Source organism: Streptomyces sp. NPDC001270 (assembly GCF_042896695.1).
Taxonomy (GTDB): Bacteria; Actinomycetota; Actinomycetes; order Streptomycetales; family Streptomycetaceae; genus Streptomyces.
In genome coordinates, this window is record NZ_JBIAXM010000016.1 from 40,847 (window position 1) to 64,146 (window position 23,300).

Annotated in this window: 16 protein-coding genes and 2 pseudogenes; 3 read left to right on the forward strand and 15 right to left on the reverse strand. The window is 70.7% G+C overall.

The features are described 5' to 3' along the window. Nucleotides 1–51: 51 nt before the first annotated feature. The gene (locus tag ACFY2B_RS25965; protein WP_390765475.1) at nt 52–1,743 is read right to left on the reverse strand and encodes a protein kinase; all 1,692 of its coding nucleotides are present in this window, start codon (nt 1,741–1,743) and stop codon (nt 52–54) included. Between the two features lie 708 nt (nt 1,744–2,451). Here ACFY2B_RS25965 and ACFY2B_RS25970 point away from each other — a divergent pair. After that, complete coding sequence (locus ACFY2B_RS25970; RefSeq protein WP_390765476.1) at nt 2,452–3,357, forward strand: MerR family transcriptional regulator; 906 nt, start codon at nt 2,452–2,454, stop codon at nt 3,355–3,357. A 9-nt stretch (nt 3,358–3,366) separates the two neighbouring features. Here the strand turns inward: ACFY2B_RS25970 and ACFY2B_RS25975 are convergent. Next, a pseudogene (locus tag ACFY2B_RS25975) lies at nt 3,367–4,852 on the reverse strand (NF041680 family putative transposase). 109 nt (nt 4,853–4,961) lie between these two features. On the opposite strand from ACFY2B_RS25975, the pseudogene ACFY2B_RS25980 reads away from it, so the two are divergent. Next, nucleotides 4,962–5,397, forward strand: a pseudogene (locus ACFY2B_RS25980) (glutaredoxin domain-containing protein). Between the two features lie 64 nt (nt 5,398–5,461). Here ACFY2B_RS25980 and ACFY2B_RS25985 read toward each other — a convergent pair. From ACFY2B_RS25985 to ACFY2B_RS26045, 13 genes are all read right to left on the reverse strand, one after another. Then, complete coding sequence (locus tag ACFY2B_RS25985; protein ID WP_390765477.1) at nt 5,462–6,496, reverse strand: alpha/beta hydrolase; 1,035 nt, start codon at nt 6,494–6,496, stop codon at nt 5,462–5,464. Nucleotides 6,497–6,842: 346 nt separating this feature from the next. Next, a complete protein-coding gene (locus ACFY2B_RS25990; protein ID WP_390765478.1) occupies nt 6,843–7,418 on the reverse strand; it encodes a hypothetical protein in 576 nt (191 codons plus the stop codon). Next, on the reverse strand, nt 7,415–8,812 hold the full coding sequence (locus tag ACFY2B_RS25995; protein ID WP_390765479.1) for a hypothetical protein: 1,398 nt from the start codon (nt 8,810–8,812) through the stop codon (nt 7,415–7,417). The genes ACFY2B_RS25990 and ACFY2B_RS25995 overlap by 4 nt, the downstream gene beginning before the upstream one ends. Then, the gene (locus ACFY2B_RS26000) at nt 8,809–9,642 is read right to left on the reverse strand and encodes an ABC transporter ATP-binding protein (RefSeq protein ID WP_390765480.1); all 834 of its coding nucleotides are present in this window, start codon (nt 9,640–9,642) and stop codon (nt 8,809–8,811) included. The genes ACFY2B_RS25995 and ACFY2B_RS26000 overlap by 4 nt, the downstream gene beginning before the upstream one ends. Continuing rightward, complete coding sequence (locus ACFY2B_RS26005; RefSeq protein WP_390765481.1) at nt 9,639–10,457, reverse strand: zf-HC2 domain-containing protein; 819 nt, start codon at nt 10,455–10,457, stop codon at nt 9,639–9,641. The genes ACFY2B_RS26000 and ACFY2B_RS26005 overlap by 4 nt, the downstream gene beginning before the upstream one ends. Further along, nucleotides 10,454–11,014, reverse strand: coding sequence for an RNA polymerase sigma factor (locus tag ACFY2B_RS26010; RefSeq protein WP_390765482.1), 561 nt, complete (start codon nt 11,012–11,014; stop codon nt 10,454–10,456). The genes ACFY2B_RS26005 and ACFY2B_RS26010 overlap by 4 nt, the downstream gene beginning before the upstream one ends. A 196-nt stretch (nt 11,015–11,210) precedes the next feature. After that, a complete protein-coding gene (locus tag ACFY2B_RS26015) occupies nt 11,211–13,544 on the reverse strand; it encodes a hypothetical protein (RefSeq protein WP_390765483.1) in 2,334 nt (777 codons plus the stop codon). Nucleotides 13,545–13,583: 39 nt separating this feature from the next. Further along, complete coding sequence (locus ACFY2B_RS26020) at nt 13,584–14,525, reverse strand: ROK family protein (RefSeq protein ID WP_390765484.1); 942 nt, start codon at nt 14,523–14,525, stop codon at nt 13,584–13,586. Further along, complete coding sequence (locus tag ACFY2B_RS26025) at nt 14,522–16,225, reverse strand: class I mannose-6-phosphate isomerase (protein WP_390765485.1); 1,704 nt, start codon at nt 16,223–16,225, stop codon at nt 14,522–14,524. The genes ACFY2B_RS26020 and ACFY2B_RS26025 overlap by 4 nt, the downstream gene beginning before the upstream one ends. A 38-nt stretch (nt 16,226–16,263) precedes the next feature. After that, nucleotides 16,264–18,915 carry a hypothetical protein gene (locus tag ACFY2B_RS26030; protein ID WP_390765486.1) on the reverse strand — a complete coding sequence of 884 codons (2,652 nt, stop codon included), beginning with the start codon at nt 18,913–18,915 and terminating at the stop codon, nt 16,264–16,266. Further along, a complete protein-coding gene (locus ACFY2B_RS26035) occupies nt 18,912–19,820 on the reverse strand; it encodes a carbohydrate ABC transporter permease (RefSeq protein ID WP_390765487.1) in 909 nt (302 codons plus the stop codon). Before ACFY2B_RS26035 ends, ACFY2B_RS26030 begins: the two co-directional genes overlap by 4 nt. After that, nucleotides 19,817–20,707, reverse strand: a complete 891-nt coding sequence (locus ACFY2B_RS26040; RefSeq protein WP_390765488.1) for a carbohydrate ABC transporter permease — start codon at nt 20,705–20,707, stop codon at nt 19,817–19,819. The genes ACFY2B_RS26035 and ACFY2B_RS26040 overlap by 4 nt, the downstream gene beginning before the upstream one ends. A gap of 63 nt (nt 20,708–20,770) precedes the next feature. Further along, nucleotides 20,771–22,042 (reverse strand): ABC transporter substrate-binding protein, encoded by a 1,272-nt coding sequence (locus tag ACFY2B_RS26045; RefSeq protein WP_390765489.1) that lies wholly within the window; start codon nt 22,040–22,042, stop codon nt 20,771–20,773. Nucleotides 22,043–22,209: 167 nt separating this feature from the next. On the opposite strand from ACFY2B_RS26045, the gene ACFY2B_RS26050 reads away from it, so the two are divergent. After that, the gene (locus ACFY2B_RS26050) at nt 22,210–23,232 is read left to right on the forward strand and encodes a LacI family DNA-binding transcriptional regulator (RefSeq protein ID WP_390765490.1); all 1,023 of its coding nucleotides are present in this window, start codon (nt 22,210–22,212) and stop codon (nt 23,230–23,232) included. Nucleotides 23,233–23,300: the final 68 nt, after the last annotated feature.

A 23,300-nucleotide genomic window follows, 5' to 3' on the forward strand; every position in this document is an offset into this window, starting at 1 on the left:
CGCCCCGTCCCTGATCCCGGCGGCGCACGGGACCGCAGGGTCCGCCGGAGGTCAGAACTGTGTGCCGGTGGCCCAGATCGGCTGTTGGCCGGAGGAGATGACGACGTTGCCGTCGGACTGCAGGGTGAGGACGGCACCATGGTGTCCAGCGGTGTTGGTGGCCCATATCGGCGTGTCGTCCTGGTCGTAGACGACCAGGTTGCCGTCCTCCTGGAAGACGGCGTACGAGCCGGATCCACCGGTGTTGCTGGCCCACACCGGCTGGTTGTCGTTGTCGTAGACGACCAGGTTCCCGTCGTCCTGCATGATCAGCTTCTCTTTGGTGTTCTCGACGGACTCGTTTCCCTTCAGGGTCGTCGGCCCGTTGACCACAGTGACGTCCCCGGTTTCGTCCGGGCTGTCCTGGCCTTCGACGGGCGGTGATGCGCTGGGATCCTCGTCGGGGGTGGCGGACGGCGTGCTGTCCGGCCCCTCGGCCGTCGTACTGCCCGGCTGATGGGTGTCGACCTTGCCGCTGTCCGCGGGGGCAGAGCGTGCGAGGGAGACGTCCTTGGCGTGGCTGTCGCCCTGCCCGGAGTTCTGCGTGACGATCAGAACAGCCGTGACGGCGACCGCGGCCGCTGCGGCCGCGGCCAAGAGGTAGCGGCGGCCACGGCGCTGACGGGCGGGGCCTGCGGGCGCACCCTGCTCGGGGAGATTCGGGTCTCCGCCTGGAACCGCGAAGACCGCTGTGGCCGGCAGGGGGCCGGCGGGCGGTACGGCGGCGGGCAGCACCGTGGTTGCCGCCTCTGGTCCCGACGGTGTCTCCGGCGGGATCGGGGCGTGCTGGAGCACGGTCGGATCCTCGCCGGGGACGGCCGGTACCGACGGCGGCGTGGGCAGGGGTGTGGTGGTGGTGAAGGACGTGAGGACGTGCTTGTAGGCCGGATGCTCCACGAGAGACGCCTGCGCCGGGCAGCGTGCGACGATCTCGTCCGGACTCGGGCGTTCCCGCGGGTCACGCGCGACGCAGGCGGAGATCAGTTCCGCGAGGGCCGGATCCACGCCCTGAAGGTCGATGTTCCCATGGACCGTGCGGTACGCGATGGCGGTGGGGATGCCTTCGCCGTACGGGGCTCGCCCGGTGGCGGCGAAGGCGAGGGTCGCACCGAGGGCGAACACATCACTGTCCGCGCCGACCTGATCGAGGGTCAGGGTCTCCGGCGCGGTGTAGCCGGGGGTGCCCATCGCATGGCCGGCCTGCGTCAGAGCGCTCTGCTGCGAGCTGCGGGATATGCCGAAATCGATGAGCTGCGGGCCGGTCGGGGAGAGGATGACGTTCTGCGGCTTGACGTCCCGGTGCCAGATCATGAGGGAGTGGATGTCGCCCAGCCCTTCGGCCAGGGCGGCCAGCAGCGCCCAGCACAGATCGGTGGGCAGCGCTCCGTCCCCGGTGACCACCCGGTCGAGGGTCGGCCCCGGCACGTATTCGGTGGCCAGCCAGTAGGGCGGGGCGGCGACACTGGCGTCGATGAGGGCCGCCGTGTAGGCGCTGCGGACCCTCCGCAGCGTCTCTGCCTCGCGCCGGAACCGCTCCAGGGCCGCTGGATCGGCACGGAAGTGATCGCTGATCACCTTGACGGCGGCGGGACGCCCTCCCGGTGTCCGGCCGAGGTAGACACTGCCCATCCCACCCGCGCCCAGGCGGCCGACGAGACGGTAACGGCCGATCTCCCGGGGATCGGACTCATCGAGCGGCTGCATGCGACGACCTCCAAGTCGCTGTTACAGGTCGCCCGGCTCCGCACATGCCACGACCCATCGATTCTCCGGCGACGCTGGTCGCATCACGGTGCGGCACCCGCGGAACATGCAGCGTCGAGTGACGGATCTGCATGGTCTGATCATAGTCACGTCGCCTGTGGGCCGTACGACGGCTCCGTCGACCCAAGTAGCATGCCGCTGGGCGGAGTTCGCGCCGCGGACCACATCCATCGACCACATCCGTCGACCACATCCGTTGACCACATCCGTCGACGACGTCCATGGACGACGTCCATCGACCGCGTCCATCGACCGGATCCACCGACCGGATCCGAAGCGGGTGGCGAAGCCCGTTCGGCCACGATCGGTTCTCCTCGAGTGAACATCAGGAGAGGCCGGCCGGAACAGCCCTCCGACTGCTTGGCCACCATCACGGCGGTGGAGCCTCCCGTGCCGCCCCCTCCGGACTGCACCTGTACCGGCGGGGGTCAGCGCCTGTTCCTGAACTCGGGTGGTGGCCGTAGCTTCGTGACCATGCGATGGGTGCGGTCATGAGGGTGAGGCCGAAGGCGCGGGCGGGGGGCTTGGCTGGTGCTGTTCGGGACGGTTCGACGCTCAGGGGCAGGTGCAGGTGCAGGTTTGCACCTGCCGTAGCGTTATGTGATCAGGTGGAGCTGTCCTCGTTCGTTTGTGAAAGGTCCTTCACTGATGCCCATGTCCTTCTTCGTGTCACGCCAGTCCAAGATCGGTGACGTGGCGGCCCTCGTGGGCACGACACCGCGGGCGATCCGGCACTACCACGACATGGGCCTGATCCCCGAGCCCGGACGGGGCGGCGACGGCCGCCGCCGCTACGGCTTCCAGGATGTGGTCCGGCTGCTGTGGATCCGGAAGATGGCCGGCGCGGGAATCGCCCTGGACGACATCCGTGAGGCATTCACCACCACCGTGGCCGGGACCGTGGCCGGGACCGGGACCGGGACCGGCGAAAGTGAAGGTGACGGCATCGAGGCCACCCTGGCCCGGCTGGAGGAGGCCCTCGCCGCCCAGGAGGCGGAGCTGGCCCGCCAGCGGGCCCGCGTGCAGCGGATGCGTGCCGAGGGCAGCCGGATGGGCCTGCTCTCCGAGGCAGTCGCCGGCCGTCTGAAGAATCTTCCCGAGGGCTCGCTGCGCCAGGCGGACCTGGACACCCTGCTCGTCACCGAGCGGATCTTCGGCCCTCTCGGCGCGGCCGTGCAGGCATCCCGGTTCATCGCGCTGGCCACCCGTCCCGAACTTCGGGCCGAGTCCGACCGCGTGGACACCGCCGAGGAAGCACTCGACGACACCGTCGCCGTCGACGACCCGCGCGTCGCCGAGACGGCCGCCCAGCGCCACGCCTTCGAGAACACCCTGATGACGATGATCGAAGAGTCAGGGATCGCGGAGGACGAAGCAGCCCTCCTCGACGCCCTGGACACCGCTCACCCCGAGGACGCCGAAGACACACCGGAGCCGAGTGCCCAGGATGGTGGCATGAGCGCGTTCGAGGCGGTCACCAAGCTGCCCCACGACTTCTCCCCGGCCCGAGTGCGCTGCGCGGAACTGGCCCAGGAACTCGCCACCCGCGGCTGAGCTTGTTCTTTATGGTCTGAGTAGGTTTCGTTCGGTGATGCTCTCGGGTCGTTTCACGGTCTTGCGCACGTCGTAGCGGGTGACGGGCCGCCGGTTCTTCGAACTAAGTGGCCTTCCAGGGCCAGGAGTTGACGGTTTCGGTGCACGGGCCGGACAGTGCGAGCGCGGGCGGAGGTTCCGAAACCCCCGGCGGACTCGGGCCGGGGTGAGCCGGCCGGGCTCGGCGGGCTTCTCCCATGGTCGCCGCAAGTCGGCGGCGGCCTCGCGCAGGAGACGGATCTGCGTGTGGGCGGCGATGATCAGCCAGGTCCAGCGCTCGCCGGCCTCGGGGGGTCCGCAGCTTCGGACGGGTCCACCCGAGGGTCTGTTTCATCAGCCTGAAGAGGTGCTCGATGTCGAACCTCCTCAGGAACGCCTGCCAGCGCATGTCGACGTCCTCGCTGTTCAGGCCGGTGGCGGACGACCAGAGCCAGAGTGGGAGCGGGTCGCCTCCGCCGGGCAGGCGGTCGGTCTGGAAGCGGATCAGCGTGCCTTCGATGATGAGGAGTTCGCCGGTGTGGTCGATCCAGGCGGAGCGGGTGGTCAGGCGGGGGTGGATGCGATCTCAGGCCATCGCGCGGGCGGTGCCGTACCGGTCGGTGACCTGCACGGTTGCCGCGTCCGGCTCGCCCCAGGTGTCCGGCTTGGCGAAGCGGAACTCCTTGCCGTGCTCCGGCGGTCGCCCGCCCTGGGGAGAGGACAGGGCGTACTCCTTGAGCGAGGGCGTCGGCCGTCGCATGACGCGGTCGGAGCGCATCCGTCCCAGCACCTCGACCGGGAGGCCGTCGAGGAGACAAGCCATGCGCGGGGCGTCGTAGCCGGCGGCGAAGACGATGAGGATGTCGCGGTCGCCGAAGTGCCAGCGGCCCATTTCGATCAGGTCCGTGACCACACGGCGGAGTTGGGTGGCGGTGACCTCGGCGACGTCGTCCTCAGGACCGAGACGGACGGCGTCCAGCAGTTGGCACCAGGACGTCCGGCCCGACTCCAGGGCGGCGACGAATGAGTACGGCCAGCCAGGGATGAACTGGTCCGAGGTCCGTCGGCTGCGGCCGTAGACGTGGCAGAACAGGCGGTCGGCGCTGGTGGGAGCGTCGGGGCGGAGCCAGTTGCTGACGCCGACCGCGAGGACCAGTCGGCCGTCGGCGGCCTGCGGCATGGGCAGGCCGGCCAGCACCTGCCGCAGTCGGGGCACGTCGATGTTCCCGCTGTTCAGGGCGTCGTACATGGCGTCGTGCCCGCGCCGGTGCTCGGCCACCGACGTCAGGTCCACCGGCGCCCTCACCGGCCCGTCCGCACACAGCAGCGCATCCGTGAGGTCGAACAGTTCGTCCCCGCGCGGGGTCAGGCAGTCGAATAGGTCTTCCCGGAAGCATGACGCTTTCGCGAACGCTTCCGCTGGAACATGATCAGGCAGCAGACTCACCTTCACGGCCTTCGTCGTGGTCACGTGCATCCTTGGTCGGAGCACATGATCAGACGAAGGGCGCCTCACCGTCCGGCGAACTCCCAGGCGAGCGGCCTAGTTCGAGGAGTATTTCGACTCACCGACAGCCTGCGTCACCATGATGCGCGCTTGGATCCTGCCGATGCTGCTTGTGCTCTGCGGCTCGGCCGTCGCGACAGGGCTGATCTTCAAGGGGAGCCCCGGCACAGCCGCAGCACTCCTGCTGGCCTTCCTGGCGCTCGCCGGCGTGAACTCGCCCCTGATCTTCCCGAGGTCGATTGACACGCGGGAGGCACAACGCCGTAGCGCGGTCGACGGTCGGCCGGTCGTCTTCTGGCGTCCGGGCTGCAAGTACTGCATGCGCCTGCGTATCCGGCTGGGCCGCAGCGCCCGTCAGTTGCACTGGGTCAACATCTGGTGACGCGGCAGGAGCTGCAGCGGTGAGAGCAGCCAACGACGGCAACGAGACCGTGCCGACCGTCGTCGTGGCGGGCCAGTCTCACACCAACCCCGATCCAGAATGGGTGCGCGGACAGCTCTCCCCTTCCGCGTGATCAGAAACCGTGTCCTACGGAGAGGCGCCCTCAGACCCAACCGGACAGCGGTTGAATGACAAGCTCAGCTTCCTTGCCGGGATCGTGCGAGTAGGCGGGTCAGCCACTGGGTTCGGGCGTGACGGGCCTGGTGCGTGAGGGCCGCGGCGGGGGCGAAGGAGTCGAAGCCGTGGAAGGCACCCGGCCAGACGTGGAGTTCGGCGTCGCCACCGGCACGCCAGATCGCGTGCGCGTAGGCGATGTCCTCGTCCCGGAAGGTCTCCGCCGACCCGACGTCGACGTAGGTGGGAGGCAGACCGCTCAGGTCGGTGGCACGGCCGGGTGCGGCATACGGCGACAGGTCGGGGGCCGCGTAGTGGTCGCCCAGGTACGCCTGCCAGCAGACGGTGGTCGAGGACCTGTCCCACAGGCCGATCCCCTCCATCTGGTACGCGGAAGGGGTGTCGAGGCGGTCGTCGAGCATCGGGCACAGCAGGAACTGCCCGACAGGCGCCGGCCCGTCATTCCGGTCCCGGTTGAGCAGGGTCAGAGCCGCGGCGAGCCCCCCGCCCGCACTCTTGCCCCCGATGATCACACGTTCCGCGTCCAGACCGAGTTCGTCCGCGTGGGCGGCGGTCCACAGGAGTCCCGCGTGGCAGTCGTCCAGCGGTCCCGGATACCGCGTCTGAGGCGCCAGCCGGTACTCGACCGACACCACGGCCATGCCGAGGGGAGCGGACCAGTCGCGGAGGATCTTGGGCAGGACGGACCAGGCATTTCCCATGATCAGCCCGCCGCCGTGCAGGTAGTACAGCACCGGCAGCCGACCGGTCGCACCGGCGGGCCGCGCATGCACCAGGGTGACGTCCGGACCGCCCCCGACGCCAGGCACGCTCAGTTCCTCGACGGCGAAGAGACCCTCCGCACGGAGCTCGGCCACCGTCGGCCGGGGCCGGCTCGCGGCGTCTCGCTGCCGGTGCGCAGCGAGATTCTCAGGAGTGAGCCGCTCCCGGGACAGGTCACCCAGGGCCTCCAAAGCGGCACCCAGCTCCGGGTCGAACGGCGGAGGCGTCCGTACCGCGGCACTCCGGGAGACCGCGGAGTCCCGGCTGCCGCTCACGAAGCACCACCCTGACAAGCACAAGCACAAGCACAAGCACAACCGCAGCCGCCACCCGGCTCCCGCCTTCCGACGGACACGGCCGCGACACCAGGTATCGACGTCGTCGAGATCACGAACTCAGCAAACCACAGCCGGCGCTGGGAAGTTGTTGCTCTGGCGATCAGGGTGAGCATCGATCGCGCTGCACCCGCTGCGGTTCGGTCCGGCCTCGCCCACGTCGGCACACCGCTGCTCCAGCAGGTCGGTTGAGCCGAAGCGGGCGGAGGGGCTCAGCGCGAGGAGGCCGCGTGCTGGGTGCTCGATCCGATGCGTGCGCGTGCCGCACACGACCGCGCCGCGGACGTCACCGTCTCGGTCCCGCCACAGCGTAGGCCGCGGTGCCGGCAACCGCGAGGACCAGGGCCGTCCAGGTGCCCGCCGCCGTACCGGCCGGCAGCAGCATCCAGCTCGCCACCCGCGTCGCCGCACTCGTCGGGGGCGGGGCGATGAACGAGAACGACAGCCAGGCGAACGGCAGCGTCCAGGCGTACTGGCCGCCCCAGAGCGCCGCACCCAGGGCGACGAGTCCCAGCAGGCCCGCGCTGTCCCGGACGACGAACGCCGTGCTCGCCCTGTCCTCGCCCATCGCCTGCACCGTCAGCAGTACCGCGCCGACGACCGCCCCGCCGAGCAGCACGTGCGCCGCTCTGCGGGGCACCCAGCGGATCGCGGCCGTCCGGTCCAGCGCGAGGTCCTGCCCGCCGAGCCCGACCGAGGCCGCCATCGCCCCGGTGGCGAGGACGAGCACGGGCAGCCGCGGATCAACGGGCCCCCCGCCGCCGTCCCGGGCGAGCGCCCATACCGCCACCGCGCTGATCACCACCGCGGCGAGCGACGCGGGTATCTGACGCGAGCGCGCGTACAGCGTCAGCCACCTCACCGGGACGCCCCGCCCTTCAGCGCGTCGAACGGGTCGCCCTTGCAGGAGAACGCGGCGGCGCGCATCGCGTTGATCCGCGAGAGCTGCTCGGCCCGCGGCAGCGCCGTGAGTTCCTTCCACACCGGGCGGGTCTCGGCCTCGGCCTCGCGGCGCAGACCTGCCGACAAGGAGGTGGGAAGCGGCCTGAGGTCCCCGAGGACCCAGCCCGTCGCGACGGTCTGCGCGAACTCGTCCACCCCGACGCTGCTCCAGCCGACGGGGGAGCACCCTGGCACCATGCCTTTGGCGACCAGCGCTCGGGTCAACTCGTCGCCCTTCGCGGCGCCGATGATGTCGTCGTCGAAGTCGAAGGGCACGGTCGTGCGGGACCACCGCGGCGTGGCGCCGTCCGGCAGCACGGTCGCGTTCTCCCGGACCGAGACCGGCGCCTGGCTGCCCAGGGCACCACGCAACAGGCGCAGCGCCTCCTTACCGGGGCCCGCGAGGTCGGCGAGTCGCGCCTGCTGCATCTTCGTCACGCACACCGGGCCGTCGCACACCAGCTCCGCGGCGGCCTCGTCGACGACATAGATCCGGCGTGGATCGGAGGGAAGGACGAGCAGGGCGATCACCGCGCCCGCCAGGAGGGGCACCAGGGCGATCAGCCGGGCGCGCGGGGTCGCGGCGACCAGCAGCGCGAAGCCGGTCGCGGCCATGGCGAGCAGCCAGATCGTCTGCCCGACGTGCACGGAGGCGGAGAGCGTGACGAGTGCGTCGCGCACGTCCGACACCGCGGGTGACAGCAGGGAGATCCGGTTCGGCTCCGAGCTCGGGAGTCCTGTCTCCGCGGTCGTCACCGTACGGCCCAACGACATCTGCATGAGGGCCGTGAACACGAAGGCGCCCATGGCCAGCGCAGGCGGGGTGAGCACGGACGGCAGGGCCCGCCCGGCCCCCATCCCCAGCACCGCCCCCGCGACCAGAGAGAGCGCCCCTACCAGCGAGATCGGCAGCCACCTGAGGTGCGTGTACTCGGTGTTGGCGACCACCTGGACCGCGCCCACGAGGACGAGGAGCGCAAAGGCCGCGGCCAGCGTGATCGCCGTGGCGCCCGCCAGCGGGGCCGCGCGGTGCCGGGCGGGCCGCGGCGTGCTCGTCAGCAGCTCGGCCATCTTCGAGCGGCGGTCGCGCAGACCCTGCAGCGCCCCGAGCCCCACGGCGAGCGGCCACAGGTAGAACAGCACGGAGCGGGTCCACAGGGCCATGGTCGTCCACTGGGCCGTCCACGCCGCGGTACCCGTCCACCACGATCCGGAGATCAGGTACAGGAACGCCAGCGCCGTCGCCAGGACCACGGCGCCCGCCCACGGGGCGACGGAACGCTTCAGCTCGATGTGCAGGACGCGGACGTTCACCAGGAGCCCCTTCCCTGCGCGGGGTTGATCAGCAGCGCCGAGTAGCCGCGCTCCAGCGGGCTGTCACCCGCGTCCTCGGGGCCGCCCATCGACGCCAGTTCGTCCGGAGCGCCCTGGAAGACCAGCCGCCCCTCGGCGAAGACCATCACGTCGGTACAGGCGGCGGCGACGTCCTCCACCAGATGGGTCGAGACGAGCACGCAGGTGTCCGTACCCAACTCCTGCAACAGCTCACGGAAGCGCAGCCGCTGTGCCGGGTCCAGGCCGACCGTCGGCTCGTCCAGCAGCAGGATCGCCGGGTCGTTGACGATGGCCTGGGCGATGCCGACCCTGCGCACCATGCCGCCCGACAGGGCCTTCATCCTCTCGTCGGCGCGGTCCGCCAGACCCACCCTTTCCACGGCGCGCTGCACGGCGGCGGGGATGTCCGCCTTGGGCATCTCCTTCAGCCACGCCATGTACTCGACGAACTCGCGCACCGTGAAGCGCTTGTAGTAGCCGAACTCCTGCGGCAGGTAGCCGATCCGGCGGCGCACCGCCCGGTGCTCGCCCATGCCGCCCGCGGACTCGCCGAACAGCTCCAGGCTGCCCTCGGTGGGGCGCAGTACGGTGGCCAGTGTGCGGATGAGGGTGGTCTTGCCCGCCCCGTTGGGGCCGAGGAGTCCGTGGACGCCGGTGCCCAGCGACAGGTCGAGCCCGTTGACGGCCATCCGGTTCCTGCCGACCCTTACCTTCAGCCCGGTGGCCTGGATCTGCCAGGCGTAGGCCGTCGGTGCGAGGCCGGCCGCGCTTACCGCGGACATACTGTGGTGTTCCTTTCCATTGGTCATCGATGGGCTCCCAACACGGAGTAGGCGCCCCTGCGGGCGATCACGACAGCGGTACCGAGCGCGAGGACCAGCCCCCACACGGGCAGGCTGCCCGTCTGCAGGGCGTACGCCGTACGGCTGGTGACCAGGGTCGGCGCCAGGACCGCGGCGGCCCACACGGCCGCCAGCGCGACAGCGGCGCGGGTCACGCCTACGACGCCGCCGAGCGCCAGGGTCGTCGAGGTGAAGGCCAGTGAGGGCAGCAGCCACTGCGCGGCCGTCACACCGGTCACCCATCCGGCCACCAGCAACGCGGGGACGACCACGGCGAGTACGGACGCGGTGCGCCGCAGCACCAGGTACAGTCCCGCTCTCGGCGCGGAGGCCGTCAGCTCGTACGCCGGGTCCAGGCCGCGCGACCACGAGGCCGCGACGCCGAGGACGGGCAGGATCGGGGCGAGCAGCAGCACCAGCGACACCTCGCCCCAGCCGGTGTCGAGCAGGTCGAGCAGGAGCGCGAGCAGTGTCACGCCCACGACCATGGCCAGCCACGGCACCATTGTGGGCGTCATCCACCGCGACAGCCACGCCGACCGGCGCCGTCGGCGCGGCATCGTGGCGGTGGCGGCCAGTCGGGGTTCGAGGCCGGACCACACGGTGCCGACCAGCGCCGCCACGGCGGGCGCCTCGGTGGTGACGGCGGCGGACAGCCGGTCACGGCACACCCCGCATGCCTCCAGATGGGCCTCCAGGGCCCACATCTCGTCGGCGGCGATGTCCGTGTCGCCGCGTGCGTAACCGTCGATGATCCGCATCGACGCGTGTTCCACGCTCATGCCAGCGCCTTCCGCATCGCGATCCGGGCCCGGCGGGCACGGGTCTTGACCGTGCCCTCGGGCAGCCCGAGCAGGACCGAGGTCTCCCGGACGGACAGCCCGTCGAGCACCATGGCCTGCAGTACCTGTCTGAGTTCCGGCGCGAGGCGCCGCAGCGCGTCGCCGACGTCACCGTCGACGGTCGTCGCGAGCGCCTCCTCCTCGGCGCCGGGCGCCGCGTCGGGGAGAGCGGCGGCCGTCGGCGGCTCGGCGTGGTGGGCCCTGCGCCGGAAGGCGTCGACGAGGCGGCGTGCCGCGATCGTCCACAGCCAGCCGGCGGCCGTCCCGCCCGCCGGGGCCCCCGCGAACGCGCCGGCCGCGCGCCACACCGCCAGATATGTCTCCTGCATGACCTCGGCGACGATCTGCTCGTCGGCGCAGCGACGGCGCAGCCGCAGCGCCAGCCACGGCGCGGTGCGCCGGTACAGCTCCTCGAACGCCGCGCGGTCGCCCTTGGCCACCAGTTGGACGAGACGCTCCTCGTCCGGCGCGCGCGGTGTCTTCCTGACTGATCTCACACCGGCTAGACGCCCGGGCCGGGCCGCAGGTTTTCCTCCAGATGTGATCCCCGTCACATGTGGGAGAACTCGTGGGCCCACCCGGCAGAAGTCTCATCGCCACGCAGTGACCGGCTGCGGAATGGGCGGTGGGCCGGCGCCAGGCGCCGGCCCACCAACGGGCACCGGCGTCAGCCGATGCCGCGGATCGCTGCCGTCAGTGAAGATCAGATCGACGGCGCGGCAGCTGCTGTCGTCCGTCGAGGCCCGCGGCGGGCGAACCGGTCGTCGAAGCCTCGGCCGGCTGGGCCGGCTCACGGTGGATGGTGGCCAGGCCGGTGCCGGCCGGGGCGAGGTCGATCGTCTCGCCGACGGAGGTGTCCAGCTTGATCGTGGTACCCGAGAGCGTCCCCCTGCGGACACCGTCGGCGTAGTACTCCACGGACCGTCCGGGCCACGGGTTGGTGACCGTGAGCTTCCCGCCGGACCGGCTGGTGATCCCGAGGTACTCGACGGTGTTGTCCCGGATGCTGCTGGAGACCTGGAAGTTGCCGTAGGCGAGCAGGCCGCCGAACTTGGCGTCGGAGCCGGCGGGCCAGTTCGGGAAGACCTTGATGTCGTGCTGGAACGACTGCAGGAGCATCTCGTCGAGCCCCGAGGTGGTCACGTTGAGGTTCTCGACCCCGCCGCCGTAGTGGTGCACCGCCATGTTCGGGTACGAGTAGGAGGTGGCCTCGGCGTGCAACTCCTTCATCAGCGTGCTCGGGTCGTACCCCACCATCGCCGCGGCCGCGTACAGGGTGGCGGGGGAGTTGTCGCTGTGCCAGTTGTTCAGCTGCGCGACGGTGTTCCGTGCGGTCTCCAGCAGGTCGGCGCCACTGTTCAGCCCGACCTGCAGACCGGGGTACACGGCCTGGATGGCGATGTCGTTGCCGTCGCTGACCCAGCCGGAGCCTTCGGAGGTCTGCCGGAAGACGGTCTGCCCGTTCCTCGTCATCGTGGGCAGCGGTGCCAGATTGCTGTCGATGTGCTGCCAGGTGGGGATGAGCGACTGGTTGACGCCCAGGTCGCGGCTGATGTCGATCAGCCCCTGGAACAGCAGGTGCACCAGGCCGAGCGAGAGGATGCTGTTGGTCTGCGGATAGACACCGCCCTCCTGCGGCGCGTCGTTGTGGATGTGGTACGTGTGCGTGGCCTCGTCCCAGGTCAGGTAGTCCTGCCAGAACAGCCCGACCTGTTCGAGGTAGGGAAGGACCTTGCGCGCGTAGGAGGCACTGCGGGTGTACTCGTACTTCATGACCATGTCACTGGCCAGGTTCACGGCGTTGGACTTCTGGTTGTACAGGTCGTCGGCGGCGCTGGTGCCGTTGGGCGAGATCCCCACCGGGTACAGGACGCCCTGGTAGCCGTTTGCCGCGGCCTTCGCCTTGCCCCTGGGCATCCAGTCCAGCACGGGGTCGTCGTAGGAACCCATCTGGGCGACGTGGTTGGTCGACAGCGCCGGGTAGAACGCCGCTTCGTAGTTGTAGTTGGCGTGGTAGTCGCCGTACCAGTTCATGTTCCCGGTGATCCAGTTGCCCCACAGGCCGGGGGCGTACTTCCCGGCGCGGGAGGCCGAGCCGAGCAGATAGAGCGAGCCGTACCAACTCTTCTCGACGGCCTGGTCGGGGATCTGGACGAAGGACCGGGACCAGTACTCCCGCCACCAGGACTCGTGGGCCGCGTACAGCCCCGCCAGCGAACCATCGGTCAGCGAGGCGGCCGCCGCGTGCGCGACGGACTGGTAACGGGGTGTGTCATGGCTGCTCTGTATCGCCGCCGCGACGGTGTAGGTCACTCCCGGCTTGAGGGTCAGGCTGATCCGGTTGCCCGACACACTCGCGGATCTGCCCCGCACGGTCGTGGCGATCCGAGCCTGGGGGTTCCCGGGGGCGGCGGCGGTGCCGGCCTGCACATCGGCGTCGAGTACGGCGCCCCCGCCCGACGTCGCCGGGGTCTTCCCGAGCCCGTCCTGCACGGTGATGGTCGCGTCCTGCGAGCGCGAACCGGAGAGCCGCAGGGTGGTGACGAACAGGTTCTGGGTCGCCGCGACCCAGCTCCTGGACGAGAGTTGCTCGCCTCCCAGGGCGTAGGTGCCCTCGACCTGCGCCCGGGCGATGTTCTGTACGACATGATGACCGGCGCCGGCCAGGCCCGGAACGGACAGCACGATCCGGCCCAGCGGTTCGATGCCGTTGGTGGCGGTGGAGAAGAAGTCGTTCTTGCCGATGTAGAAGGTCTGGTCGTCGACGGAGCCACCGACCGCGACGCCGACGTCGCCGTTGCCCATCAGCGGGGCGTCGACGGTCCCGCCGTTCGCCAAGGTGGTGGGCGGGGAGTCCCACACGCCCTGGAACTGCGCGACGGTGCGCAGGGCCTGGGCCGGGGTGGCGTCGCTGACGGTCTGTGCGACGGCGGACGAGCCGCCTTGGACGGTGGTCAGGCCGAGGGCCACGAGGGCCGAGGCCAGCAGGGTGCTGATGCGTCTCCGGTGCCGGAGTGAGGATGCCACTGCGGTGTGACCTTTCTTCTCGTCTTCTCGATGGGCGTTTCAGAGTGGTCCGGTACGGCCGTGCGGCTGACCGCACGCCATGGCCAGGTAGGCCGCGCCGAGCAGCGGGGCCTCGGCCGGCTGCCGAGCCGCTGTGACGACGATGCGTCCGTTGCGCGCCGGACCGGCCGCCGTGAGCCCGGCTCGCAGGGGTTCGGCCACGAGATCCCAGGCCCCCGCGATGGCGCCCCCGACCACCAGAACCGTCGGTTCGAAGGCGGCGAGCAGCGGCCCCAGCACGCTCCCCAGGGCGGTGAACGCCTCGGCGAACACGCCGACCGCGGCACGGTCGCCGCCCTGCCGTGCCCGCCGGGCGATCTCCTGGACGTCGGGCGGGGACGCGCCGGTGGCCCGCGCGTAGGCTCGCCGCAGGGCACGCCTGGACACCGTCTCCTCCAGCGGCTCGTCCGCGTACCGCAGGACGTGGACCCGTCCGTCCGGCGGAACTCCCGGCCCGTGCCGCTGGATCCGGCCGTCCCGCAGGAAGCAGGAGCCCACCCCGGTACCGAGGGTGATCCCGACGACGGACCGGTGCCCGCGCGCCGCCCCGGCCCACCACTCACCGAGTACGAACGCATCCGCGTCGTTCCAGAAGCTGACCGCGGCAGCGCCGGGCAGCGACGCCGTCAGCGCGGCCCGGAGATCGAACCCCCGCAGCGCGTCGAACTTGCCGACCCCTTCGTACCGTCCGATCCCGCGCTCGTAGTCGAAGGGACCGGGCAGCGCCACGGCCCATCGCACCGGACCCTGCTGCGCGGGCAGGTGGGCAGCGGCGCGGACGAGGGCCGACACGAAGTCCCCGGTACTGCCGTCGCCGTCCACCACCTCGCGGAAGGACCGGCCGGACCGGAGGCTGCGGGCACCGAGGTCCACGCCCGCCGCGGTCACATGGGTGCCGCCGACCTCCATCACCGGCACGACGGTCCCGTCGCCCGGATTCATCGCACCAGCGCCTTCACGTAGCGCACCGGCCCCGCGCCGAGGGCTCGCACGCGGTAGGCGCCGACCGACGCGGGCAGGGTCAGGGTCTCCGCGTAGGCCAGCACCTGACAGTGTCCGCCGCTCGTCTCCAACCGGATTCCGTCGCCCTCCACCACGTTGATGACATGGAAGCGGTGGTCCGTGTCGTCGTCCACGACGGAGTCCGGTGCCAGTTCCAGGCGCCGGACCTCGAAGAACATCTCCGGGAGCCGGCCGATGAGGTCCTCGCGCCAGCCCTCGCCCGAGCGCAGGGTCCGCGGCTGCTGGACCAGCTCCCTGGCCACCCTCTCTCCCGACCTGGCGCGGTCGAGGTTCTCGAACGCGTGGCCCACGTGGACCGGCCGCGGCTTCCCCGCGCGGTCCTTGCGCAGCCAGTCGTAGAAGCGAAGGCTGTACAGGTACGGCGTCGCACTGATCTCCAGTACGACATTGCCCTCGCCGCTGCCGTGCGGGGTGCCGCCCGGGATGAGGAAGAGCTGGTGCTGCTCGGCCGGGAAGGTCTGGACGTAGCGCTCGATGTCGAACGGCACCCCGTCACGGACCGCCCGGTCCGCCTCCCGCCGGAACGCCGTGAGGTCGGCGTCGTCGCGCAGGCCGAGGAACACCTGGCGGTCGGGCCCGCCGACCATCATGTAGTAGGTCTCGTGCTGGGTGTACGGCCAGCCGAAGACCCGCGACATGTAGTCCGACTGCGGGTGGCAGTGGACGGACAGGTTGCCGCCGCCGACGGTGTCGAGGTAGTCGAAGCGGATCGGGAACGAGGTGCCGAACGTCGTGTGCACGGGTTCTCCGAGGACGTCCTCGGGGTGCAGCGCGACCAGTGCCTGGAGCGGGACCTCGACGCGCGGGCCGTCCGGTGTGCCCACGAGGATGCCGCTCTCCGGCGCGATGAGTTCGTACCCCAGGGCGGTGTTGGCCGCCTCGCGGTTGAAACCGAGCCGTTCCTGCGCCCAGTGCCCGCCCCAGGACGTGACGTTGAAGGTGGGGCGGGTGCGGAAGGGCCGCCCGGCCAGGTCGGCGAGGGCGTCGCGCAACTCGGGACCCGTCAGCCAGGTCGGGGTCTCGCTCTCCTGGGTGTCCAGCCAGAGGTCGACCTTCGGGACGAGGGCGTCGCGGTGCCGGTCCAGGACGGGCCAGTCGATGTAGAACAGCCGGCGTGTCGTGCCCGCCCCGGTGCCGGCCGGCTGTCCCAGATTGCGGCCGGTCCCGCCGGTGATCCCGGCCTCCGCGTAGCGCTTGGGCAGGTCCGCGTACCAGAGCCGGTCGTACGGCACGAGCGACGCCCCCGGCCCGAAGACGACGGTGACGGTGCCCTCGACTGCCTCGGGCTCCGGCATCCCGGTGAAGAAGTCGGCGAGTCCCGCCCGGGACAGCGGGGCGAAGTCCGGGTCGTCCTCCAGTACCGCGGACGCGGTGCGGGCGAGGATGTCCGGCCAGGGCGCGAAGTGCTCGCGCAGGTCGATCTGCTTCGCCGTGAGGTCGCGGGCGGCCAGCGCGTCGCAGATCCCGGTGGTGACGGCCGCCCAGTCGACGGCCACCGGGCCGTCCACGGCGAGGACCAGCCCCGGTGCGAGCCCGGCGACGGCGTCCCGGAATCCGGCGCCGACCTTCCCTGTGACGCGGTGGCAGGGTTCGGCTTCGTAGCCACGAACTGCCGGCATGACGATGTCAGCCCTTCTGTCGGTACGGCTCGGGGTGTTCAGACGGCCGGGCCGAGATGCGTGAGCGTCCCGACCCCCTCGACGGACAAGGCGGCGGGCAGCCCGGCAGGAGTGCCGGTGGCGAACGTCGGATTGATGTCGAACAGGGCGGAGAGCACCGCCTCGGCTCCGGCCGCGCCCGCGATGCACTCGCGCGTGGCCACCCCCCGCTCCGCCACCCGGGCCCGGTGCCGTCCGTCCGCCCCGGTGACGATCTCCATGGCCTGGCCCCACAGTCCGCCCGAGGCGGCCGACGGGAGGTCACGCAGCAGGGCGATCGCCCGGTCGCGGTGACCGAGGCGGGCCAGGCCGTGGGCGGTGATGGCGGGCCAGGCGGGAAAGGCCCCGCCCGCGCCGTGATCGGGGCGGTCGGAGGCGGCGGCGATCGGGTCGTCGGGACTCAGCGCCCGCATCCACCCACCCACCAGCAGACGGTCGGTGACGAAGTCCGTCATCTCCCGCCGTATCCCGTCCGGGAGTTCACGGTGGAGGGCTGCCGCGACGAGGCCGAAGTCCAGGCAGTGCCCGATCGTGTCGGTCCCGTCCGGGCGGCGCACCTGCCAGCGGCCCGAACCGGCGTACAAGTCGACGAGCGCATCGGCCAGTTGACCGGCCTCGGACTCGGTCCGGTCGGCATCCTCACGGCGGCCGAGCCGCCGGTACAGTCCGGCCAGCGAGCGCGTCGAGCCGACGTAGGCGGCGTTGAACGAGGCGACGACCCCGGTGTAGGTGGGCACGCACTCCAGCAACTGCCACGCATCGTCACCGAAGTCGGCGAGCACACCACCGGTGGCCGGACTGCGCCTGTCGCGCCACCCGAGGCCCAGCCGCTCCAGGTGCCCGAGGACGGTCGTCCCACCGACGGTCTCCTCAAGGAAGGCGAGGTCGCCGGTGATGCAGACGTAGTGCTCGACGAGCCGGAACAGGGCGTAGTCGGTGGAGCTGTAGGCATTGCCCAGGGGGCCGCCGCTGAGGTTCTCGACACCGAAGGAGTCACAGTAGGGCCCGGCCAGGACCCGCAGCAGCCAGGACCGCAGCCCGGCCGGCTCCAGCAGGGCGTACATCCGGCTCCACTCGCAGTGGTCCCAGAAGTAGGTGGTGGTCGGGCCGAGCCGGGGCCCGCCGGTGAGGAACACCGGCTCGCCGGGCCGGATACGGACGCTGCGCATGTACAACGCCTGCAACGCCCCCATGTAGTAGGTGCGCGCGAGTCCGGCGTCCTCGGCGGTGAAGGTCGGCAGGTGCCCGGAGAAGTCGGGATTGCCGGGGATGAACATGCTGGCCCAGAGCCGGCGCCAGCCGTCCGCCCCGGCACGCATCGTCGCCTCGAAGTCCTCCGCGGCACTGAGGGCCTCGGCCGAGACGGCGTCCGCGTCGGTTCCGTAGGCGCAGCTGATCCCGACGGCCACGCTCCCGCCGGGCTCGATCCGGCAGGTCCAGGTCGCCCGGCCACCGGCGCCCTCGATCCGCAGCCCCGCGGGCGGCCCGGCGAAGGCGAAGACGGCACGCGCAGGCGACCGTGAGTCCGCGACGGCGACCGTACCGCCCTCGATACGGGACACCCAGCGGCGTGACTCGCTCCAGTGCCGGGTACGGGCGACCTCGGCACCGTCGAGACACATCACGACCTGGTCCGCTTCCACCCGCACCCGCACGTGGTGCCAGTCCCCGGCAGCGAGTGGGGCGTCGGTGGCCTCCCGTTCCCCGGTGATGCCGAGCCACGGACGGCCGTCGGCCACGCCGATCTGGAGCGAGTCGGGGTGATTGCCATGGGTGAGCACGGTCCCGGACTGCCCGGCCGTGTCGAGCCGCAGCTCGAAGCCGATCGTCAGCCCGGGGGAGAGGGCGAAGGTGCCCAGACCGGTCTCTCCGTCGGGTGTCAGGACGACCGGCTCGTCGGCCCGGACGAGCACGCCCCCGTCGGCCGTCTCCACCCGGAGCCCGCGTACGGCCCCGGCCACGCCGACCCGCGGCTCCGGCTCCCTGTCGTGGCTGACGTGCGCCGGGAGCGCGTCGTCCAGGAGCATCGGGCCGTGGTCCTCGTCCCGCTGGATCCCCGGGACCCGGGGCCTGCCCAGCCGCAGCCGCCGTGGTGCCGGGGAGAGCAGGTAGTGCCGCTCGCGTCCGGCCGTGGTGGCGCGGACGCGTTCCAGTGCCATGAAGTCGTGGTGCATGCCGTGGTTCCACGGGCCGTCGTACAGCCAGCCGTAGCCGACCTCGGAATGGGCAGTCATCGCGAACAGGTCCTGGGCCAGCTCGACCGTCCGTGCCTCGCTGCTCTCGTTGGTGACGACGATCCGCCACAGCAGCAGGTCCCGGGACAGCGCCATCCGGGTGTCGGTGGTCAGCAGCAGCCCGTCGCCGCGGTGCTCACGCTGGACGCCCCACGGCTTCCACAGGAACCGCTGCGCGGCCGGGACCACGCCGTCCACGCGCAGTTCGCCGGTGTGGTAGCCGAAGGTGAACGGCGGGGCGGCCAGCCAGGACAGGGAGGTCAGGTCGTGGTTGACGTGGGCCTGCCCCTGCTGGTTGCGCAGGGAGGGCAGGTGCGCGATCTCGTCCTGGGCGACCCAGTGCCCGGCGACGTCGTCCAGGTCGGGTACGCCGGTCGCGCCGATGTCCACGGGGCCGGTTGCGGTGTTGGCGGTCACTTGCTCGCTCCCGAGGTCAGTCCGGCGATGAACTGCTTCTGCAACGTGAGGTAGCCGGCGACGGGAACGACCGCCGCGAGGAGCATCACGCCGAACAACTGCGCGTAGTTGGTGGAGAACTGGCCGACCGACAGATACAGCCCCGTGGTGATGGTCTGGCCGTGCAGGGGGCCGAGGATGAACTGCGGGTTCATGAAGTCGTTCCAGATCCACAGCGACAGGAAGATCGCCACGGTCGCGGTGGCCGGACGCAGCAGTGGCATGACGATCGTCCGCCAGATCCGCAGCGTCCCGGCGCCGTCCACGGTCGCGGCCTCGATGATCTCGCCGGGGATCGACCGGAGAAAACCGGAGTACACGAACACCGCGAAGGACAGATAACCGCCGCCGACGTTGGCCAGGACCAGCCCCGGATAGGTGTGGTCCAGGTGCAGGAAGGTCAGGATGCGGATGGTCGGCAGCAGCACCACCGCGGGCGGGATCATCAGACCGGCGGCGAACCCCGCCAGGACGATCCGGCGCAGCCGGGCCGAGCGCCGGGACAGCCAGAAGCTGAGGGCCGCGCCGAGCGGGATGATCAGCAGCACCGAGGCGAGGACGGTGACCGCGGAGTTGGTCAGCCCGATCTGTACGATCCGGTCGGGCCGGGCCAGGGCGTCCGTCAGGTTGTGGGCGGTCGGCGGAGCCGGGGGAGCCGCCGGATCGCGGATGATCTGGTCCTGCGTCTTGAAGGCGTTGACGAGCGTGAGATAGACCGGGCTGACGAAGGCCAGCGTGATCAGTCCCGCCGCGACGAGATGGACCCGCCCGGCCCAGGCCCGGCGGTCCCCGCCCGGCGCGGGTACGGCCCTCGGTGCCGGTGTTCGCCTCTGGACGGCCGGCCGTGGCGATGTCGACGTACTCACAGGTCCACCTCCCGGCGGCGCAGCAACGCGGTCACGGACAGCGCGATGACGACGGAGACGCCCAGCAGCAGCATCGCGACGGCCGAGGCGTAGCCGTAGCGGTCGTCCGTGAAGGCGAGCTGGATGATGTAGAGAGCGGTGGACTGGGTGGAGTTGGCCGGTCCGCCCGAGGTGAGCACCGCGATGATGTCGTACAGCTTCAGCATGGTGATCAGCGAGATGGTGACGCTGATGGTGGTGCCGGGGGCCAGCATCGGGAACGTGATCCGCCTGAACTGCTGCCAGCGGCCTGCCCCGTCGACCTTCGCGGCGTGGTACAGCTCCACGGGGATCGACTGGAGTGCGGCCAGGTGCACGACGGTGGTGAACCCGGTCAGCACCCAGGCGGCGACGAGCCCGACGGACACGACGGCCAGGTGCGGACTGCCCAGCCAGGTGATCGGCTTGTCGATGATGCCCAGGGAGACCAGGATGGTGTCGAGGATGCCGTCGCGGGCCAGGACGTAGCGCCAGACGTATCCGACGATGACACCGGACAGCACCTGCGGCAGGAACGCGACGGTACGCATCATCCGGAAGCTCAGCGACGTCTTGTTGAGCAGGATCGCGAAGCCGATGCCGACGGCGTTGGCCACGACCGTGACCGCGCCGGCCAGCAGGAGCGTGAAGCCGAGGCTGCCGGCGAGGGCGCTGTCGTGCGCCATCTCCGTGTAGTTGGCGAGGCCGACGAAGTCGGACCGCGCCAGCAGCGGGTTCTCGTTCGTCAGGCTCTTCCAGGCACTCATGATCACGGGAACGATGATGAACAGGGCGTACAGGCCCAGCGCGACGAGCGCGATCGACCCCAGGGCGGGGTCGCCACGGCGTGGGCGGACTCGGGTGGTCATGGCTCTTCCCTCGAAGGAGATCTGCGGCGCCGGAGCCGGTACGGCCGGGGCCGGTGAGGTGGCTTACTTGGTGGCCGAGTCCCAGGCGGCGTCCAGCTTGGCCAGCTGCCCGTCCACGTCGTCCGACGAGAACAGCGCCTGACTGGCCGCGTAGAAGGCGTTGTTCAGGCCCGAGGGCATGGAGTCGTCGTTGGTCGCCCAGCCGACCGCCGAGACCTTGGTGTTCTGCTGGGTGACGTAGGAGTACGAGTCCTTGAAGACCTTCGTGACGTGGACGCCGTAGTCGTCCAGGGTCCTGCCCTTGAGCATCGGGAACGCGCCGTCACCCTCGATGAGGGCCTTGTAGTTGGCCGGGTCCAGCGACCATGCCTCGGCGAACGCCGTCGCCTTGGCCGGGTCGGCCGCCTTGGCGCTGATCGCCATGGAACCGCCCACCGAGAACGGCACCACGAGCGACCCGTCCTCGGTGGGCGTGAGGAAGGCGCCGAAGTCGTCGGCGTGATCCTTGGGAACCGAACCGAGAAACCAGCTGCCCATCATGTACATCGCGGCCTTGCCGGAGGTGAAGTGGGTGATGGAGTCGGCGTACTTGACGCCGAGAGCGCCGTCCTCGAAGTAGCCGTTCTTCACCATCGTCCGGTACTTGGCCACCGCCGCCTTGACGTTGGCGTCGGTGAAACGGACCTTGCCGGAGTAGCGCTTCTTCAGCCAGTTCGGGTCCTTGCCCAGCACATCCGCGGACAGGATGCCGACCAGCGGCATCGCCGCCGAGAACGGATCGCCGCCGCCCAGCTCGACGGGGGTGATGCCGGCGGCCTTGAGTTTGGCGCACACGGCCATGAAGTCCGACCACGTCTTCGGAGCCGCGTCGATGTGGGCCTTGGCGAACAGCTTCTTGTTGTAGAACACCTCCGGGATGATCTGCGAGTTGGTCGGCGGGATGTACACCTTGCCCTGGTACGCGTTGCCCATGGGCAGCAGGAAGTTGGCGTTCACCCACTTCTGGTCGTACGGCCTGAGCAGCCCGGCCGTCGCGAACGTCGACGGAGTGATCGACTGGAGCAGATCCGGGAACTGCCCGGAAGCCTGCAACTGCTTGGCGTACGCGTCCCGGTCCGTGCTCGGTGCGACGATCTTCCGCACCGCGACGTCCGGGACCTTCTTCTCGGCATCGGCGATCGAGGTGTCCCAGAACCCGGCGGTCAGGCTGGGGGTCTCGAAGGTGAGGTAGGTCAGGGTGCTGCCACCCTTCCCGCTTCCGGTCGACGCGGCAGAGCATCCGGTGAGGGCAAGCCCCGCGGCGAGGCAGGCAGCGGTCAGACGTGTACGCCGCATGGAAGTCTCCTGGAGGGACGATGTGGCCCGACGGGACGGGGCGGACCGGACAGGTCGACGCCGCCTCATCCTTCGAGATAACGTTATCCCGAGGATAGAAGCGCGTTGCGGGAATGTGTCAAGGGCCGGTCTGATATCGGTCCACTGTTTCGACGAGGAGCGACCGGATGGCCCGAGCACGACGTGAGAGCGGGGAACGGCCCAAGCGCCCGACGATGGTCGACGTCGCGCGCGAGGCCGGGGTGGCCCTGCGGACCGTCTCACGAGTGGTCAACAACGACCCCACGGTGGGCCCGGAGTACGCCGCCAAGGTCGAGGCCGCGATCACCGCGCTGAACTACCGCCCCGACGAACGCGCCCGGCAGCTGCGCACCGGCGTCACCGGAACCATCGGCGCCGCCGTCCGCCGCATCGCCGAGGTCAACCCGGAACTCGCCGCCATCGAACGCACCGCCCGCGACTCGGGACTGACCCTCCTGGCCGCCTCCACGGACTTCGACGAGGCCAGAGAGCGCGACATCCTGATCTCCATGTGCCGGCAGCGCCTCGACGGCATCATCGTCGAGCCGTTCGGCGAGAACCACGCCTACCTCCAGCCCGAGCTGGACGCCGGCATGCCGCTGGTGGCTATGGACCGCCCGATGAGCGGCGTCTCCGTGGACTGCGTCATGTCCGACAACGCCTCCGGCATCGGCATGGCCTTCCACCACCTCCACCAGCACGGACACCGCCGCATCGCCTATATCGGCGACAGCGAGCGCGTCTTCTCCGGCTACGAGCGCGCCGCGGCCTTCCGCGCGGCCCTGCGGGCCCACGGCCAACCCGTCGAAGGCATGGTGCACCCCGGCGAGATCACCGCCGAGCGGGTGGCCGCCGCGCTGGACACCGCACTGCACGGCCCGGACCCGGCCACCGCCCTGGTCACCGGCAACATGGACACCACCCTCGCCGTCCTGCGGCACCTCGGCCCGCAGGCGGCGGCCGACCTGGCCATGGTCGGCTTCGACGAAGTGCCCCTGGCCGACCTCCTGCAACCGGCCCTCACCGTGATCGCCCAGGAGACCGCCCAGATCGGCCACACCGCCGTCGAACTGCTCCGCGCCCGCATCGCCGACCCCGGCCGCCCGGTCCAGACAGTGATCGTCCCGGTCACCCTGAAGGTCCGCGGCTCCGGAGAGGTACGCGTCTGAAGCTCGGGGCCGCAGGTCTTTGCCGGACCTTTGGCACGGCCGCGCAGGGCAGGGGGATTGCGTGCGAT